The organism is Aquimixticola soesokkakensis, from assembly GCF_900172375.1.
GTDB classification, from domain to species: Bacteria; Pseudomonadota; Alphaproteobacteria; order Rhodobacterales; family Rhodobacteraceae; genus Aquimixticola; species Aquimixticola soesokkakensis.
In genome coordinates this window covers 20860-37193 of sequence record NZ_FWFS01000009.1, presented here as the reverse complement: position 1 = coordinate 37193, position 16334 = coordinate 20860, and the positions used below count along the sequence as shown (strand labels likewise).

Genomic DNA, 16334 nt, shown 5'->3' with positions numbered 1-16334 from the left:
TGACGCAAACGCGCGACTTTGACCATTGGTTTCATCACAGGCCCCTCGATGGCGCAGCGCCGCGGGGCCATCAGGGCGCGCGCAAGCGGCTCGATGCAAGGGTTTGCAAATTCACCCGCATGACACGCATGAAAGCCGCACCAAGCCGACGTTTTTGCGCAACTAGCGGTGACAGAAGACCCCCCTCACAAAAAGGTGAGAACGCAGGGAACCATTCCTACGCTCGCGCGTTTCCACTTTTGAATTACCTGCACGCTCATGACTGGCAGGACTGTAGGGAGCAGGCTTGAGGCGGCCCATGAGGGGCGTTACCGACGCCCAAGCGCGCCAGAAGCGACAGTAAAGAAAAGCGAAAATGGTGGGGCCATTTTGACGAACAAGACAATCCACGACCTCCAGCCCGCGTCGCCGGAACCGCGCGCGCGCCGTGATGCCGCCCAGACGGAGGCGACATTTCGCCACCGTTTGCGCCGCGAGACCGCGGTGCAACATGCGCAAACGGAAGACGCCTTTGCCCCGTTCATGGCCGATCCCCAGCCCCATCTTGCGTGGTTTCTGGCCGCGCAGCGCGCTGGCCTTGTGGCTGTTTTTGACAGTCGCGAGGTTGCGAGCACCCCGGGTTGCACCGCTTTGATGGCCCAATTAACCGACAGGCTTGATGCCGATCTTGCGCAGCTTGGGGCCCGATGTGTCGCGACCCCGCCCGACAGCGGGCTTGACCCGCTGGCGGTTGACTACCTCGTGCTCGGGTCGCGTCTGGGCACCGAAGTCATGCGCCGCCAACTCTGGCCACAGGACACGGGCGCTCTTCCCCCAAGCTATTTTCTTGGCGGTGATGCACGCGATTTGTGGCGTGCGCATTGCAGCGCACTCGACGCCATTGCCCCCCAAAGCCCGCGCGCCGAGCGCGTCATTTTTGACTCCAGACGCGGGTTCGCGCTATTCCATCGCGCCGCTCTTGCGCAACGAACACCGTCCCCGCGCCCTGCCCCCAGCGGCGCACACCCCATTGAACTGCAAGGGCCGCGCGGCGCAGCGGCCCACCTGCGTGACGCAAGTTAAAGGACCTGACGTGAACCATCCCACCGGCCCTCATTCCGACTCTCTTTCCGGCTCTCATGCAACGCAGCCCGTCACCCTGACCAATTGCGACCGCGAGCCGATCCACCAATTGGGCCGCGTGCAATCCTACGGCGCGCTGGTAGCCGTGTCGCAAGACTGGATCGTCCAACACGCTTCGGAAAATCTTCCCGAAATTCTGGGAATTCCGCTGGAACACGCAATCGGCCTGCCCTTGGGGCAGTTGATTTCAGCCGAAGGGTTCCAGCGCATCCGGCGCAATCTGCGCAGTGTCGAACTCAAGGACGGCGCGGCGCGGCTGTTCGGGGTCGAGTTGCTTCAAACACAGGGACCGCAAAACGGCTTTGACGTTTGCCTGCACCAGTCGGGCCGGCATCTGATCATCGAATTCGAACCCAAGATCACGCGGCGCGACAGGGATGTCCTGACCGAGGTCTACCCGCAAATCGCGGCGCTGCGGCGCGAGAAAGGCATGGATATTCTTGCGCGCGACGCCGCGCGTGGCCTGCGCGAGATTTGCGGATTTGACTCAGTGATGGTCTATCAGTTCCAGCCCGATCATTCGGGCAAGGTGATTGCCGAACAGCGCGCCGACGGGCAAAGCAAATACAACGGCATGATGTTTCCCGCCTCCGATATTCCGGTGCAGGCGCGCGCGCTTTACAAACGCTCGCTGCTGCGGCTGATCGCGGATGTGAACGATCGCGGCAGCGCCGTTTACCCCGCTCAGGATATCAACGACGCGCCGCTGGATCTGTCGCTGGCCGTCACGCGGGCGGTTTCACCGATCCATGTCGAATACCTGCGCAACATGGGGGTTGCGGCCTCGATGTCCGTGTCGATCATGAAAGACGGCGAACTCTGGGGGCTTTTTGCCTGCCACCACCACAGCCCGCGCTATATCGACTATGAACGCCGCACCGCGATTGAAATGTTTGCGCATCTTTTTTCCTATGAAATCGCGCGCTTCGAGGAAGGTCTTCGCAAGAAAGTCGAAGCGCAAACCAGCCGGATGCAAAGCCGCCTGATGGCGCAGATGGCCGAAGGTGCCACGCTGTCGGACAGTCTTATGGCCGTCTCGCACGACATCGGGGATGTGATCGCCCATGACGGTCTGGTGCTCTATGAGAACGAGACGTTCCATGCCACCGGCGCGGCCCCCACCGAGGATGAATTTCGCGCGATTGCCCGCCTGCTCGACACCCGCGCGGGGGCTGGCACCTTCGCTACCGACAGGTTGGGTGCGTTGCACGATCCGGCGCGCGACTACGCCGATCGCTGCGCGGGGATGATGGCCATTCCCGTGTCAAAACGTCCCCGTGACTATCTGATTTTGTTTCGCAAACCAGTGGCAAGCACCGTTTCCTGGGCGGGCGATCCAAGCAAAGCGGTCGAAGTGGGCCCCAACGGCACGCGCCTGACGCCGCGCAAGAGTTTCGATGTCTGGCGCGAGACCGTAGAGGGGCAATCGGCCCCGTGGTCGGCGCAGGAGTTCCACGCGGCCGACCTGTTGCGCACGGTCCTGTTGGAAATTTTCCTCAAGGTGACGGATGCAGCCAATCTGGAACGCAAGCGGGCGCAGGAACAGCAACAGCTGCTGATTTCCGAGCTGAACCACCGCGTGCGCAACATTTTGAACCTGATGCGCGGGTTGCTTGCCCAGTCGCGATCCTCTGCCGGAACATTGGAAGAATTTACCAAGAACCTGGACGGGCGCATTCAGGCCCTGGCGCGTGCCCATGACCAGCTCACCTCGGAGCAATGGGAACCGACCTCGATCAAATCGCTGATTCAATGCGAATTTGACGCCTATGCCGATGCCAAAGCCAGCCGTGTCGAGATCAGCGGATCTGATGCGATGATCTCGCCCAATGCGTTCACAACCCTGGCGCTGGTGCTGCATGAGATGGCGACCAATTCGATCAAATACGGTGCGCTGTGCGATCGCAGCGGGCGCGTGCTTGTGTCCTTGCGCGAGGACGCCAGCGGCGGGCTTGTGATCGACTGGGTCGAGCGCGGCGGACCGCCCGTCACCCCGCCCAAGCGGCGCGGTTTCGGGTCGCTGATCATCGAAAGTTCGATCCCCCACGAGCTCAAAGGCGATGCGGAAGTCTCCTACAAAATGAGCGGGCTTGAGGCCAGGTTCCGCCTGCCCCCGGCAGTGATTTCCAGTTTCGAGCGCGAGATCGAAGATGCGGCGCCCGTTCCCGACGACGCCCCCCCGAGCGAGACCTTCACCCTTTCGGGTCAAGGCTTTGTGCTGGAGGATACGCTGATCATCGCCATGGATGCTGCGGGCATCATGGAGGATATGGGCGCACAGGAAGTGGCGATTATTTCCACCGTCGCGGCGGCGATGAAACATCTGGAAACCGCCCATGTCGATTTTGCGGTGCTGGATGTGAACCTGGGCGATGAACAATCCGTTTCGGTGGCCCATGCGCTCTACGAACGCGGCACGCCCTTTGTGCTTGCGACGGGCTATGGGGCGGCCGCGGATCTGATGGACACCTACCCGCCCTGCGTCGTGGTGCAAAAGCCTTTTTCCACCACCTCGCTGCAATCCGCGCTCGCGCAGGCCTTTGCCAAAGCGCGCTAGGGCTTCGTTTCAGAGCCGTCAAACCGCGCCCCTGTAGAGCGCGCGCACGGCGCCCGCGATTGGGAACGCGCGCAACAGGACGCGCCGTTTCTCACTCGACGCTGTCGCCGGTCTCACTCGACGCTGTCGCCGGGCCGCAGATGCGCGGTTTTGCCTTCGATTTCGTCCGAGGCGGTCGCAATGGCCTTGGCGACGATATGGTGAAACGCGGCGTAGTCGCGCAGCCGGGCGCAGGCCCCGTGACCGCTGTCGCCGCCGCTGTGCGAAAGGCGCGCACAGATATCCTCGATCCCCGTTCCGGTCCGGTCGAGCCGTTGGGAAATTTCGCGCAGCAGCGTGGCGGAATGAACGTCAACCAGTTCGAAATAATCCTGCCGCTCGCCGCTGCGTTGCACCCGCGCCAGCACGCCGCGCGCCTCGAGGGTCCGTGTGTTGGTGCTGATGCTGCCCCGGCTGACGCCCAGCGCCACCGCAAGTTCCCCAAAAGACAGCGCGCGCCCCTCGAACACCAAAAGCGCAATGATCTGGCCGGAAATGCGCGATTTGCCCTCCGCTTCCGATGCGGCGCCGATCAGCGCAAGAAACTCTTGTTGTGCGGTGGAAATATGATCTGTCATCGGCTCTGGCTCGTAGGTTGAGGGACTGTAGCGGATGGGGTTTGTTTACTCAAGACTGAACGCGCCATTGACAGTTCCGCGCCACGTTCCTATCTACCGTTCAGTCAGAATTGAACAAACCGCGCACCGCCTGTTTTTTCGCCCGCCCGCGCCGCACCGCTTCATTTTATTTCGCCGCAAATCTTTTCGGAGACCACCATGCCGACCTTTTCCCTTTCTCGCGGCGCCGTCGCATTTGTCCTTGTTGGTCTGCTGGCGCCCCTGCCCGCAGTGCTTTTGCCCGCCAGTGCCGCAGCCGAGGACGCGCAAAAGCCCGCCAGCCAGAGCAGCGCACGCATTCCCACCGTCACCACCGCACAGGCGCAGCCGCGCGATCTGGTAGCCCGCGTGCCCGTGACCGGAAGCCTCGTGGCGCGCGGCGAAGTGCTGGTGTATCCCGACACAGGCGGCTACGCGGTGACGGCCCTTGAGGCGGATATCGGTGACAGCGTGGCCAAGGGCGATGTCCTGGCAACGCTGGACGCGCGTACCCTGACCCAAAAACTTGCGCAGGCGCAGGCCGAACTTGCCCGCGCGCAGGCCGCCGCGCGTCAGGCCGAAAGTCAGGTGATTTCAGCACAATCGGCCCGCACGCAGGCCGCCCAGACCCTGTCGCGCAGCCAGAGCCTGCGCGACAGCGGCGCAACCACCCAAAGCGCGCTGGATGATGCGCTGACAGCCGACCAGACCGCACAGGCAACTTTGCAAAACGCGCAGGACGGTGTGGCTGTCGCACAGGCACAAACGCAACAGGCGGAGGTCGCGCTGGCCATCGCGCGGCAGGATCTCGACGCCGCGCAGATCAAAGCGCCCGCTTCCGGTATCATTTCCGCGCGCAACGGTCAGATCGGCGGCATCGCCTCGGCCAGTGGCGAACCGCTGTATCGCATCATTCGCGACGGCGAGGTGGAGGTCGAGGTGGAGGTCACCGAAACCGACCTTGCCCAGCTTGCGGTCGGCCAGAGGGCCACCCTCGACATCGCCGGTCTTGCGCCCGTCGAGGGCCGGTTGCGCCGCCTTGCCCCCGTGGTCGATGCCACCAGCCGCCTCGGTGCGGTGCGCATTGCGACCCCCGCCCAAGCCGGCCTGCGCCCCGGTCTGTTCGTGGGCGGCTGGATCACCACAGCCGAACGCAACAGTCTGGCCGTGCCCGCCACGGCGGTGATTTCGGATGCGAGGGGCGACTATGTGTTGCTGGTGCGCGAGAGCGCGCAAACTCCCGGGGTCGGCACGCTTGAGCGGCGCGATGTGACGGCGGGGCTTTTGTGGCAGGACTGGCGCGAAATCACCGACGGCCTGAGCGCGGGCGATGTGGTTCTGGCACGTGCGGGGGCATTTTTCGCCCCCGGCGACACGGTGCGCAGCGCGGCGGAATCCGCCCAAGACAGCGGCCCAACGACAGGCGCCGCCGCTGCAGATCAAACCGCTGACGCAGGGAGCGCCCAGTGAATATTTCCACCCTTTCGATCCGAAACCCCGTTCCGGCCATTGCGCTTTTCCTTGCACTGGTGCTTGTCGGGCTCGTCAGCTTTGCGCGGATGCCCGTCACCCAATATCCAAACGTCGATTTGCCCGTGGTCACGATCAGTGTCGGCCTGCCCGGTGCGGCCCCCGCCGAGATCACCTCGCAAGTCGTGCAACCCATTGAAAGCGAAGTCAGTGACATTGCCGGGATGCGCCATGTCACGGCCACGGCCTCCGATAGCGCGGCCAGCCTGACGGTGGAATTTGCCGTTGGCACCGACACCGACCGCGCCCTCAACGACGTCAAAGATGCCATTACCGCCGCGCGCAGCGAAATGCCCGAAACCATCACCGAACCGGTGGTCAAGCGCCTGGACTTCAGCGGTGCGCCGATCCTGACCTATGCGGTCTCCGATCCCACGCGCAGCACCGAGGACCTTTCGACCTTTGTCGACGACGTGATCGTGCGCGACCTGCAAACCGCCGGGGGCGTGGGCAGTGTCGCCCGTCTGGGCGGGGCCACCCGCGAAATCGCCGTCGATCTTGACCCTGACCGTTTGCTCGCTTTCGGGCTGACGGCCGCGCAGGTCAGCAGCCAGCTTGCCGATGTGAACCAGGATCAGGGCGGCGGCGGCGGCACGCTTGCGGGGCAGGACTATTCGATCCGTGCGCTTGGCTCTGCCGACAGCATTGCCGCGCTTGGCGCGACCCCGATCCGGCTGGGCGGCGGCGATGTGATCCGCCTTGACCAACTGGGCACCATCAGCGACGGGGCCCAGGAGGCCACCAGTTTTGCGCTGTTCAACGGGCGTCCGGTCGTGGCCTTTGGTGTGTTTCGCGCCACGGGGGCTTCGGATCTGGATGCGGGCGAAAACGCCAAGGCCCGCATCGCGGCGCTCAGCGCGCAATATCCCGATATGCAGATCGATCTGGTCGATGATGCGACGATCTACACCGAGGCCAATTTCCAAGCGGCCATGTCCACCCTTTACGAGGGCGCCATTCTCGCGATCATCGTGGTGTTCTTGTTCCTCAAGGACTGGCGCGCGACGGTGGTGGCCTTTGTGGCGCTGCCGCTCTCGGCCATTCCGACCTTTATCGTGATGGATATGCTGGGCTTTTCGCTCAACACCATCAGCCTGCTCGGGATCACCTTGGTGGTGGGTATTCTGGTCGATGACGCGATTGTGGAAATCGAGAACATCGTGCGCCACATCCACATGGGCACCCCAGCCTATCAGGCCTCCGAAGAAGCGGCCTCGGAAATCGGCATGACGGTGATCGCCATCTCGCTCACCATCGTCGCCGTCTTTGCCCCCGTCAGTTTCATGGGCGGCATCGCGGGACAGTTTTTCAAGCAGTTCGGCATCACGGTCGCCGTGGCTGTGTTGTTCTCGCTGCTCGTGGCGCGGATCATCACCCCGATGTTCGCCGCCTATTTCCTCAAAAGCAAAGCCGTGGTCGAAGAAACCAAGGACGGCTGGCTCATGCGCCGCTATCTGGGCGCTCTGGCCTGGACCCTGCGCAACCGCACGGTGACGCTGTTGCTGGGGGTTGCGATTTTTGCCGGTTCGATCTTTTCGGCGACGCTTTTGCCGACCGAATTTATCCCGCCCTCGGATACGGGGCGCGCGGTGGTCACGGTGCAATTGCCCCCCGGCACGACGCTGGCCCAAGCCCGCAGCACCGGTGCGCAGCTCAACAGCCTGATCCGCGAAACCCCGGAAGTTCAGGGCGTGTTTGTGGACGGAAGTTCGGCCACCTCGTTGAATGTGCAGGTCAATTTCGGCGACAAATCCCACCGCGACCGCAGCTCGGACGCGATCAAGGCCGAATTGGCGACCCGTCTTGCCGCGATCCCCGATGTGCGGCTGTTCGTGCTGGACGAGGACGCGGCACGCGCGCTGTCGATCAATGTTCTGGGCGATACCGAAGCACAGGCGGCCGAGGCAGCGGCCCAGTTGATGGCCCAGATGAAAACCCTGCCCGATCTGCGCGATGTCTCCTCGGATGCCGCCCTGATGCGCCCCGAGATCCAGATCACGCCCGATCCAGAACGTGCCGCAGAGCTGGGCGTCAGCGCGGCGACACTGGCCAATGCCATTCGCATCACCACCCAAGGCGACACAGATGCCAATCTGGCGCAGTTCAGCGCGGGCGAAAAACAAGTGCCGATCCGCGTGCGCATCGACGAGCAGGCCCGCGATGACCTCTCGCGTCTGGCGGGGTTGAAGGTGCAATCGAGCACCGGATCGCTGGTGGCGCTGGCCACAGTTGCCGATCTGCGACTCTCTACCGGCCCCGCTACGCTGGAACGCTACGACCGCCGCTACCGTGTCGCCATCGAGGCCGATCTGGCAGAGGGGGCGATTTTGGGACCGGCAACGCAGGCAGTCAGCGCACTGCCGCTGGCCCAAGACATGCCCGCGGGCACAACGCTGCAACCGGCGGGCGATGCGGAAACCATGAACGAGGTGTTTTCCAGCTTTGCACTGGCGATGGGCGCGGGCATCTTGTTGGTCTACGTGGTTCTGGTGCTGCTGTTTGGCAGTTTCGTGACCCCGATCACCATTCTCTTGTCCCTGCCCCTTGCCATCGGCGGCGCAATCTTTGCGCTTTATCTGTATGGCGCGGGCATTGGCCTGTCGGTGGTCATCGGCTTTTTGATGCTGATGGGGATCGTCACGAAAAACGCCATCATGCTGGTGGAATTCGCCCTTGAAGCCATGAAAGGCGGTGCAACGCGCGCCGAAGCCATGCTGGATGCGGGCCATAAACGCGCCCGCCCGATCATCATGACCACCATCGCGATGGTCGCGGGCATGATCCCCTCGGCGCTGGCCCATTCCACCGGCGGCGAGTTTCGCGCCCCGATGGCCATAGCGGTGATCGGCGGGCTGATCCTGTCGACCCTGCTGTCGCTTCTGTTTGTGCCGTCGCTGTTCAGCGTGCTGGACGGGCTGAAAACCCGTCTGCGCTGGGTGCTCGGACGGGTTTTGGGGGCCGACACCCATGCCCGCCCGCGCACCGGCGACACCCACCCAAACTAGGCACGCCCCCTCAGCCTCTCCCTGCGCCTGTCGCAATCGGGGCTGAGGGGTCAGTTTTTCACAGGTTCCGCCCTGTGACATCCGCCGCAGCCCCCGCTAGTCGATGGCCTTGAGATCCGACCAGCGTTGATGCTGGTTGCTTTGCCCGACCTCAAGGGTGATCAACCGCCACTCCGATGCTGCAAGCTCCAGTGCCACTTCGGGGCGATGCGTCCCCTCGATTGCGAGGGCAAGATATTCGTTCAACGAATTCATGTAGTTGGAATACCCCGGGACATAGAGGTTCAAACTGGCATTGCGCATCGCGGCGCGGTGGACCTTGAGGAAGGCACTCGAATAGACCTCCTCGATCACCGGATCGGCATAGTGAACCTCGTTGAAGGGGTCGAAATAGCCCTCCGCTTCGCGCACCGCCAAGGTCGACACGCTGTCAGACACCGCAAACCGGGCGAAAAGATAGCCAAGTTCTGCCAATTTTGCCGCGCGCGGAATGACGTAGGACCACCCCCAGTTGAAATAGGCCGACGACCTCCCCTGACCCGCAGGCAGCTGGGCGTGGATCATATTGCCCCGCAGCGGAGAGCCAGGCACGTTAAACATCTTTTGCGAGCCGCCCCACCCGACATTGGCGTAGATTTTCGTGTTGCGGTACAGGTCCCAATTTTCAAAGAGACCCGATGTTGCGGTCGCCGGATGGAGAAAGGCGGTCGCGCGGATCATGTCCTCAAGCGCCTCGACCGCCGCATCGCTTCCAAAATTCGGCTCGAACCCGGCACCGATGATGCGCGCGCCCTTGTCATTGAGGCGCGAAAGATATTCCCAAGCCAGATAGCCGGCATTTCGAAACAGCGCACCGCCGTAGCACCCTTCTGTCGGGTCATGAAAAAACGCCATCTGCCGGTCCAGTTCGGCCCATGTGTCTGGCGTTGCCAAAGGATAGCCATGCTGCGCCGCATAGGCCCCGGTTGCATTTGCCTGCTCTGCCAAATCCTTGCGATAAAAAGCAAGATAGACATCGCCATCGGTTTGGAACCCGTAGCGCGCGCCATCGACAAAATCTCCGTCGCTATAGAGCACCTGCGGACCGAGAGCCGGCGCCAAGCCCGCGGGCGCAAGCGCATCGAACGGTTGCAACGCATTGCCATGCACCAGATCGGCGATGCCGAAAGTCGCCGGAAGCGCCACATCATAGGTCGTCATACCGGTGAGGGAATCCGACAGAATGCGCCCGTTGATGTCATCAAGGCTCTCTGTTTCAAAGGTCACATCAAGCCCCGTCTGGCGGGTCCATTGCGCAAGGACGGCGTCTATGTTGGACTGGCTTCCTTCGGGAAAAAGGCAGTGCAAGACGGGCTTTGTCCCGCCGGCCAGGGCCTTCGCCGCCGCAGCTTCGGGCAGCAGGGGGTGCGCAACGCTTGACGCGCGCACAGCCGCGGGCATCGCGGCGGCAAGCGCGGCCGAGTTTACCAAAAACTTCCGTCTGTTCATTCTATGTCCTGCTCCCTCGGAAAATTTACCAGCAATTAACTCTCGCCCAGTATTGATGAAGGCGAGTTAATATTTGGCTAATCATGAAACATCTGAACGCGACCAGTCTTTTGCGCCTCTGCGTCATGCTGTTGACGGCCATCGGCCTTTTGCTTTTTTACGTTTCTTTCCTTGTAATTGCGGACGCAGGAACCCGTTTTCTTTCCCTGACGCAAAAAACCGTTCCCGTTTTGCTTGATCTCGATGAAATGAGCGAATCTGCCTTTGAAGGGGCCGGTTCGGCCGTTCTGATCATGTCGGCCAACTCGAAGGAGCAGCGCCTTGCCGCGCTTGAAGAGACACGTAAAAGTGTTGATCTGTTGAATGAGAAAGCCGTTGCCGCCCTTGAGGCCGATGCATCGCTTACGCCCGACATCCGCAACCATCTGGCAATCATCCAGACACAGGTCGATCAATTGTCTAACGACATCCAGCTATTGCCCGATGATAGGCATACAACGGTTGCGAACCTGCGGGAGATGGAGGCCAAGTTGAAACTTCTGTCGGAAAAACTTGAATATTCCAAATTGTCGGCGCGCAATATTCCAAATGGCACTGAAGCGCCCCTGTTGACCAGCACCCTGCAACGCCTTCTCAATGCCTCCGCCGATCTGGCATTCATCCAGGACGGGGTCCGCGATTTGATCGACGCGGAATCTCTGGGCCAGATTGCCCGCGTCAATGACTCCGTCAAGCGTCGGTTCGTGGATTTCTACGCCACGATCTCGCGGATGCCCGACACGCCGCTACGGACCGAATTGGGCACCACCATCGCCCCGTTTTACAGGGCCTTTTTAGACGGTTCCGCAACGCGCAACAAGGTCGAGGACCTCACACGCGAAGCCGACATTCTGGCGGCGGCAGGCAATCTGGTTGCGCAGTATTCCCTGTTGAAAGCCGATACCTCTGCCGTGGTCCAAGCCCAAAGGGCGTCGGTCAAAACCTCGACAACCGAATTGGAATCAAGCCTTCTGTCGAGCAAATTGTTTTTAATTTTTGCCGCATTCGTCTTTTTCGGCCTTTCGAGCCTTATCATCTTCTTTGTGATCGAACGTAAAATCGTGCGCCGTTTGCGCGGAGTCGAGCAGCAGGTATATGCGATTCAGCAGGATGATTTTTCCGATATGGGGCGTTTGAGCGGTCGCGATGAGATTTCCGCCTTGAGCGCTGCGGTAGATCAACTGCGGTGTCTCAGTCAGCAACGCAACGAATTTGAAGAACAGTTGAAAAAATCTAAAATTGAAGCGGAATCTGTCGCCAAAATTAAAACAGATTTCCTTGCGATGATGAGCCACGAAGTACGTACGCCCCTCAATGCCATTATGGGAATGTTCGAATTGATTGAAGCCGCCGACATTCCCGCGCGCCAGAAAAAGCGCGCCCATCACGGTCGTGCCGCCGCTGAAGGATTGTTTCATCTTTTGACGAATATTTTGGACGCAGCACGGATTGATGCCGGTCGCCTTGAGTTGAACGTGTCGGATTGCGCGTTGCGTGGGATCGCAGATCAGGTTGCCCTGCTGATGGAAGGGACAGTGGCCAAATCCCAAAAGCCAATCACCCCGAAAGTCGAGGTCGATCCCGGATTGCCGGAAACGATGCAATGCGATCAGGACCGGCTTATCCAGATTCTTGTCAATCTCGTCGATAATGCGGTGCGCTTTACGGATGAGGGCATGATCCGCATTCGCATTGCGCCCGCGATGCTCAGGGGCGCAGAGGCTGTTTTGTTCGAGATATCCGATAGCGGGATCGGCATCGAGGCGCATCTGCACGACCAGATTTTTGAAAAATTCCGCCAGATCGACGGAGGCCCGTCGCGTAGCGTTGGCGGAAGCGGTCTTGGCCTTCCGATCTCGCGCGAACTGATCGAGATGATGGGCGGAGAAATCCACCTGCAAAGCGCGCCCGGGCACGGGACCACCTTCTTTGTGTCCCTTCCCGTCCATGAAAGTCACATCAACCCGTTAAACATTGGGAAAGCTGCATGAAATCGCACATTCTAATCGTCGAAGATGATCCCACCAGCCGGTTTCTGATGAGCGAAATGCTTGATGATCTTGGCGTGGGGTGTGAAGAAGTCCCCAACGGCCAGGCCTGTCTGGAAACGCTCTCGCAAAATAGCGGTCGCTTTGACGCTATTTTCATGGACATCCACATGCCTGTCATGACCGGCGACCATGCCACGCGTGAAATTCGCCGCGCCCATGACGACCCGCCGCGCAACCTGACGGTCTTTGCGGTCACCGCAGATACATTTTGGCATGATTCCCAAGTTGCCAGCGCAGCAGGGTTCAACGGTGTCATTTCCAAGCCGATCACACGGGCAAAGATTGCGACGGTGCTGGAGAGTTTGCGCGCCACCTAAGGGTTCTGGCCGCCCCATGCGGGCGCAAGGCCCGTTTCGCGACTGCGGGGACGCGATAGGCTGGGTTTTAAACGATTGGGCTAAACGGGTCCGGGCTTAACAGGTCCGGGCTTCAACGGGTCCGGCGTTTAAAGGGTCCGGCGTCTAGCGGATCACTGACCGCCTGTGCGCGCCTGACAGGGCGCGCCATGCCCTCCGCCTTGACCATCGGGCGCTACTTCGCCCGGGCCGCTTGTGTCCATGTGGCTTGTGTCCATGTGGCTTGTGTCCATGTGGCTTGTGTCCATGTGGCTTGGGCCCGTGTCGCTTGTGCCCGTGTCGCTTGTGCCCGTGTCGCTTGTGCCCGGGCAGCGGCGGAAGTTCACCCGACCAGATAATTCGCCATCGCCGCAAGGTCCTTGGCCTGGACAGGCTTGCGCAAGAACCAGTCAGGACTTGAGGCGGTTTCAAAATGTTCGTTGTTCAAGAACACGTCCGATCCGGTCAGCATGATCATCTTGGTCGCGGGCGTGCGGATTTTTACCCAATCCGACAAGGCGATCGTATTGCCATCGGCCACAAACAGGTCCAGCACGACCAAATCAAAGGGACGGCGCAACAAGGCCTGCATCGCCAGACGGCAGGAATCGACCGACAACACCTCGAAGCCTTCGCCTTCAAGGGTTTCTTCCCACATGAATCGCAGATTTGGATCATCTTCGACTATGAGTGCCTGCATCGCTCGTTCCCACTTCCTGATGCACAATCTTTGTCCAAAAAACCTGAATTTCAGGTTAAGCCCCTTAGAACTGTTTCATTTTTTTGATTATGGCCTGAATCACGGCGCGCATCGCCGTCTGCATCGCCCCCCGCAGAAGGGCCTGCCAAGCGCGCCCTGACCGACCGGCAACGCCGCAGTGCGCCCTAGTTGCAAGGGGGCTGGGTGCGCTACTTCGGCAGCGCCGCAAACAGGATGCGCACCTGCAACCCGCGCCCCTTGGCGCTTCCCTGACCGTTCGGCGCCGCCTCAAGGGTCAGTTTTGCACCGTGCAAGGCGCAAATCGCCGCCACAAGGCTCAGGCCCAGCCCATTGCCCTCGGTGGTGCGGCTTTTTTCCATCCGGTACAGGCGGCGCAGCACTTTGTCGCGCTCACCCGCCGGAATGCCCGGCCCGTCGTCGCAGACCAACAGTTCAACCTGCCCTGCCGTCGCACCGGCGATCCGGCGCAGCGTAACGCTGATCAGCGCGCCGCGAGGCGTGTGCCGCATGCTGTTTTCGATCAAATTCGCCAGCACCTGCGCCAGCAAATGCCGATCCCCCGCCACCTCGAACGGCCCTGCCCCCGCGATATCCAGCGACAGGCGGTCGCCCAGCGCCTCGGCTTCGGCCTCAAGAAACTCAACCACATCCACCGTGACCTGACGCAGATCGGTGCGGGTCAGACGCTCGCGCACCGCGCCGCCTTCGATCTGGGCAAGTTGCAGCAGCGCCTGAAACGTTTTGACGATCTGGGCGGTTTGATCCTGCGCTTGCCCGACCAGCGCCTGCTGCGGCGCGCTCAGATCCGACTGGCGCTCAAGCCGGTCCAACAGCACCGCCACCCGCTGGATCGGTGTTTTCAAATCATGGGCAATGTCGGCGGTGACCTGGCGCATCGAGTCGATCAGCGCCTCCTGTGCGCTGGCCATCGTATTCACCGCCGCCCCGATTTGCGAAAGATCGTCGCGCGCGGGATGTGCGTGGGGGACGCGCGCGCGCATCTGGCCCGAGGTCAGTTGTTCCAGAACCGTTTGAATGCGCGCAATTTTACGGCCGGACACGCGGGCGAGAAATCCCCCCGAAACCGCGGCCACCGCGAGGCTTGGCAAGAGACCAAGCAGCACGACCCCGAGCATGATTTCCCCCATCTCGATCACCTGCGCGCGCGATTTGGCGATGATCAACTGGCCCGCGCCCACCCGCAGGCTTCGGGCCAGATAGCTGTCGGCAAGATCACCTCTTCGCCCCTTCAGCGCCCGCTCTGACAGGACGCGCGTTCCGTGAAACGGCGCAATCGGTGCGACATTCGCAAGGGTCATGCCCCTGTCGGGCTGGTACTGAAGCAGCGTCAGCTCGGGATCGCTGGTGCGGATATCGCTCGCCAGGCGCTGTTCCAGGGCTGCCTGCGTGCCAAGCTGTTGGTAGAGCGTGACCTGCTGCTCGATCTCGCTTGCAAACGCGCTGTCCAGAGTGCTGCGAATGACGAAATAGGCGCTTGCAAAACTTGCGCCAGAGGCGACCACGAAAATCGCCACAAGGATCATCGTCACCCGCATCGGGGTCGAGCGCGCCAACCAGTGGCGCGCGCCGCACAGGCGCGCCACTGCGCCACGGGGCGCGCGCAGGAGGGCGTGCAGAGCGGCGTCAGGGCGCATCAATACGATAGCCCGATCCGCGCACGGTCTCAATCAACTCGCGCGCAAAGGGTTTGTCCACCTTGCTGCGCAACCGGCTGATATGGGTGTCGACGACATTGGTCATCGGGTCGAAATGGATGTCCCAGACGCTTTCCATCAACATGGTGCGTGTCTGGACCCGTCCCTTGCGCCGCAGCAGCACCTCCAGCAGTGCAAACTCGCGCGGCAAGAGGTCGATCACCTGCCCTGCCCGCGTGACCTTGCGCGTCAAAAGGTTCATTTCCAAATCGCCCGCCGTCAAAACCGTCGGCGTGTCCTGCGGTTGCGGACGACGGCCCAGCGCCGCGATCCGCGCGCTCAATTCGCCAAAGGCGAAGGGTTTGACAAGATAGTCATCGCCCCCCGACTCCAGCCCCTCGATCCGGTCGTCCACACCGCCAAGCGAGGTCAAAAACAGCACAGGCGTCCAGTTTTTCGCACCGCGCAGGGTTTTCACAAGGCTGATGCCGTCAAGTTCGGGCAACATCCGGTCCACCACCAACACATCGTACTGGCCCACGGTCGCTTGGATCAGGCCCTGCGTTCCGGTGGTAAACAGATCAACCGAATGCCCCAGTTCGCGCAGCCCGTCGCAAATATAGGCGCCGGTTGTCGCGTCATCTTCGACCACGAGAATTTTCATATCACGTCCTGTCACATGCCACTGGCCAGTTTGCACCGCCGCCCACCGGAACCATCAGGGGCCATCGGGGGCCATCGGGGGCCGCCCTGCCGGCAAAGCATTGCCACGCTTTGCCCCCTGTATAGCAGATCCGCGCCCCTTTGGCAGAGCGCATGTGCCCGATCGGCCCCAAGCTTGCCCCTAGGCCGCAGCTTCTTCGCAGGGCGCGGGCGCCTCAGGCGCCGCTGCGGGGCGCGCGGCAAAGGTGATGCGCGCCGCCAAGGCCAACATCGCGCCGATGACAACCGCAGTGGCAACGAACAAGATCCCCGCCCCCAAGGCCGCCAATGCGGCAAGGCCAGCCAAAGTCGCGCCCAGAATGTTTTTCAGTTTCGTCATGTCAGATCTCCTGTGTGGTGTTGTGATAGATTTGCGCCCTGCCCGTTTCATTTACCCGTCAACGACATTACAAATTTGCAATGCCGCCGATCCGATTTGGTGAGAAACCGCGCGCAGATATCACAGGGCCGGAAACAGGTCCGGCCGCTTACCT

The 16334-nt window shown here is 61.5% G+C and carries 12 protein-coding genes; 6 read left to right on the top strand and 6 right to left on the bottom strand.

Annotated features, from left to right (window positions below):
- Positions 1-369 precede the first annotated feature (369 nt).
- Both AQS8620_RS17155 and AQS8620_RS12025 read left to right on the top strand, forming a co-directional pair.
- Positions 370-1062 (top strand): heme oxygenase-like domain-containing protein, encoded by a 693-nt coding sequence (locus AQS8620_RS17155; protein ID WP_200809626.1) that lies wholly within the window; start codon positions 370-372, stop codon positions 1060-1062.
- A 10-nt stretch (positions 1063-1072) separates the two neighbouring features.
- A complete protein-coding gene (locus tag AQS8620_RS12025) occupies positions 1073-3679 on the top strand; it encodes an HWE histidine kinase domain-containing protein (protein ID WP_085837159.1) in 2607 nt (868 codons plus the stop codon).
- 113 nt (positions 3680-3792) lie between these two features.
- On the opposite strand, the gene AQS8620_RS12020 is transcribed toward AQS8620_RS12025, so the two are convergent.
- Positions 3793-4296, bottom strand: coding sequence for a GbsR/MarR family transcriptional regulator (locus tag AQS8620_RS12020; protein ID WP_085837158.1), 504 nt, complete (start codon positions 4294-4296; stop codon positions 3793-3795).
- 198 nt (positions 4297-4494) lie between these two features.
- Here AQS8620_RS12020 and AQS8620_RS12015 point away from each other — a divergent pair, with 198 nt between their 5' ends.
- Complete coding sequence (locus AQS8620_RS12015) at positions 4495-5784, top strand: efflux RND transporter periplasmic adaptor subunit (protein WP_085837157.1); 1290 nt, start codon at positions 4495-4497, stop codon at positions 5782-5784.
- Complete coding sequence (locus AQS8620_RS12010; RefSeq protein ID WP_085837156.1) at positions 5781-8849, top strand: efflux RND transporter permease subunit; 3069 nt, start codon at positions 5781-5783, stop codon at positions 8847-8849. The genes AQS8620_RS12015 and AQS8620_RS12010 overlap by 4 nt, the downstream gene beginning before the upstream one ends.
- Before the next feature lie 96 nt (positions 8850-8945).
- On the opposite strand, the gene AQS8620_RS12005 is transcribed toward AQS8620_RS12010, so the two are convergent.
- Positions 8946-10337: an extracellular solute-binding protein gene (locus tag AQS8620_RS12005; protein WP_085837155.1), complete on the bottom strand. Its 1392-nt coding sequence runs from the start codon at positions 10335-10337 to the stop codon at positions 8946-8948.
- Positions 10338-10420: 83 nt separating this feature from the next.
- Here AQS8620_RS12005 and AQS8620_RS12000 point away from each other — a divergent pair, with 83 nt between their 5' ends.
- Both AQS8620_RS12000 and AQS8620_RS11995 read left to right on the top strand, forming a co-directional pair.
- A complete protein-coding gene (locus tag AQS8620_RS12000; protein ID WP_085837154.1) occupies positions 10421-12367 on the top strand; it encodes an ATP-binding protein in 1947 nt (648 codons plus the stop codon).
- A complete protein-coding gene (locus AQS8620_RS11995; protein ID WP_085837153.1) occupies positions 12364-12744 on the top strand; it encodes a response regulator in 381 nt (126 codons plus the stop codon). Before AQS8620_RS12000 ends, AQS8620_RS11995 begins: the two co-directional genes overlap by 4 nt.
- A 361-nt stretch (positions 12745-13105) precedes the next feature.
- On the opposite strand, the gene AQS8620_RS11990 is transcribed toward AQS8620_RS11995, so the two are convergent.
- The 4 genes from AQS8620_RS11990 to AQS8620_RS17085 all read right to left on the bottom strand — a co-directional run bounded on the left by AQS8620_RS11990 (position 13106) and on the right by AQS8620_RS17085 (position 16180).
- Entirely contained in the window at positions 13106-13462 is a 357-nt protein-coding gene (locus tag AQS8620_RS11990; RefSeq protein ID WP_085837152.1) for a response regulator, read from the bottom strand.
- Positions 13463-13671: 209 nt separating this feature from the next.
- The gene (locus AQS8620_RS11985) at positions 13672-15138 is read right to left on the bottom strand and encodes a sensor histidine kinase (protein ID WP_085837151.1); all 1467 of its coding nucleotides are present in this window, start codon (positions 15136-15138) and stop codon (positions 13672-13674) included.
- A complete protein-coding gene (locus AQS8620_RS16905) occupies positions 15128-15802 on the bottom strand; it encodes a winged helix-turn-helix domain-containing protein (RefSeq protein WP_143267514.1) in 675 nt (224 codons plus the stop codon). The genes AQS8620_RS11985 and AQS8620_RS16905 overlap by 11 nt, the downstream gene beginning before the upstream one ends.
- A gap of 180 nt (positions 15803-15982) precedes the next feature.
- On the bottom strand, positions 15983-16180 hold the full coding sequence (locus AQS8620_RS17085) for a hypothetical protein (RefSeq protein WP_159453239.1): 198 nt from the start codon (positions 16178-16180) through the stop codon (positions 15983-15985).
- Positions 16181-16334: the final 154 nt, after the last annotated feature.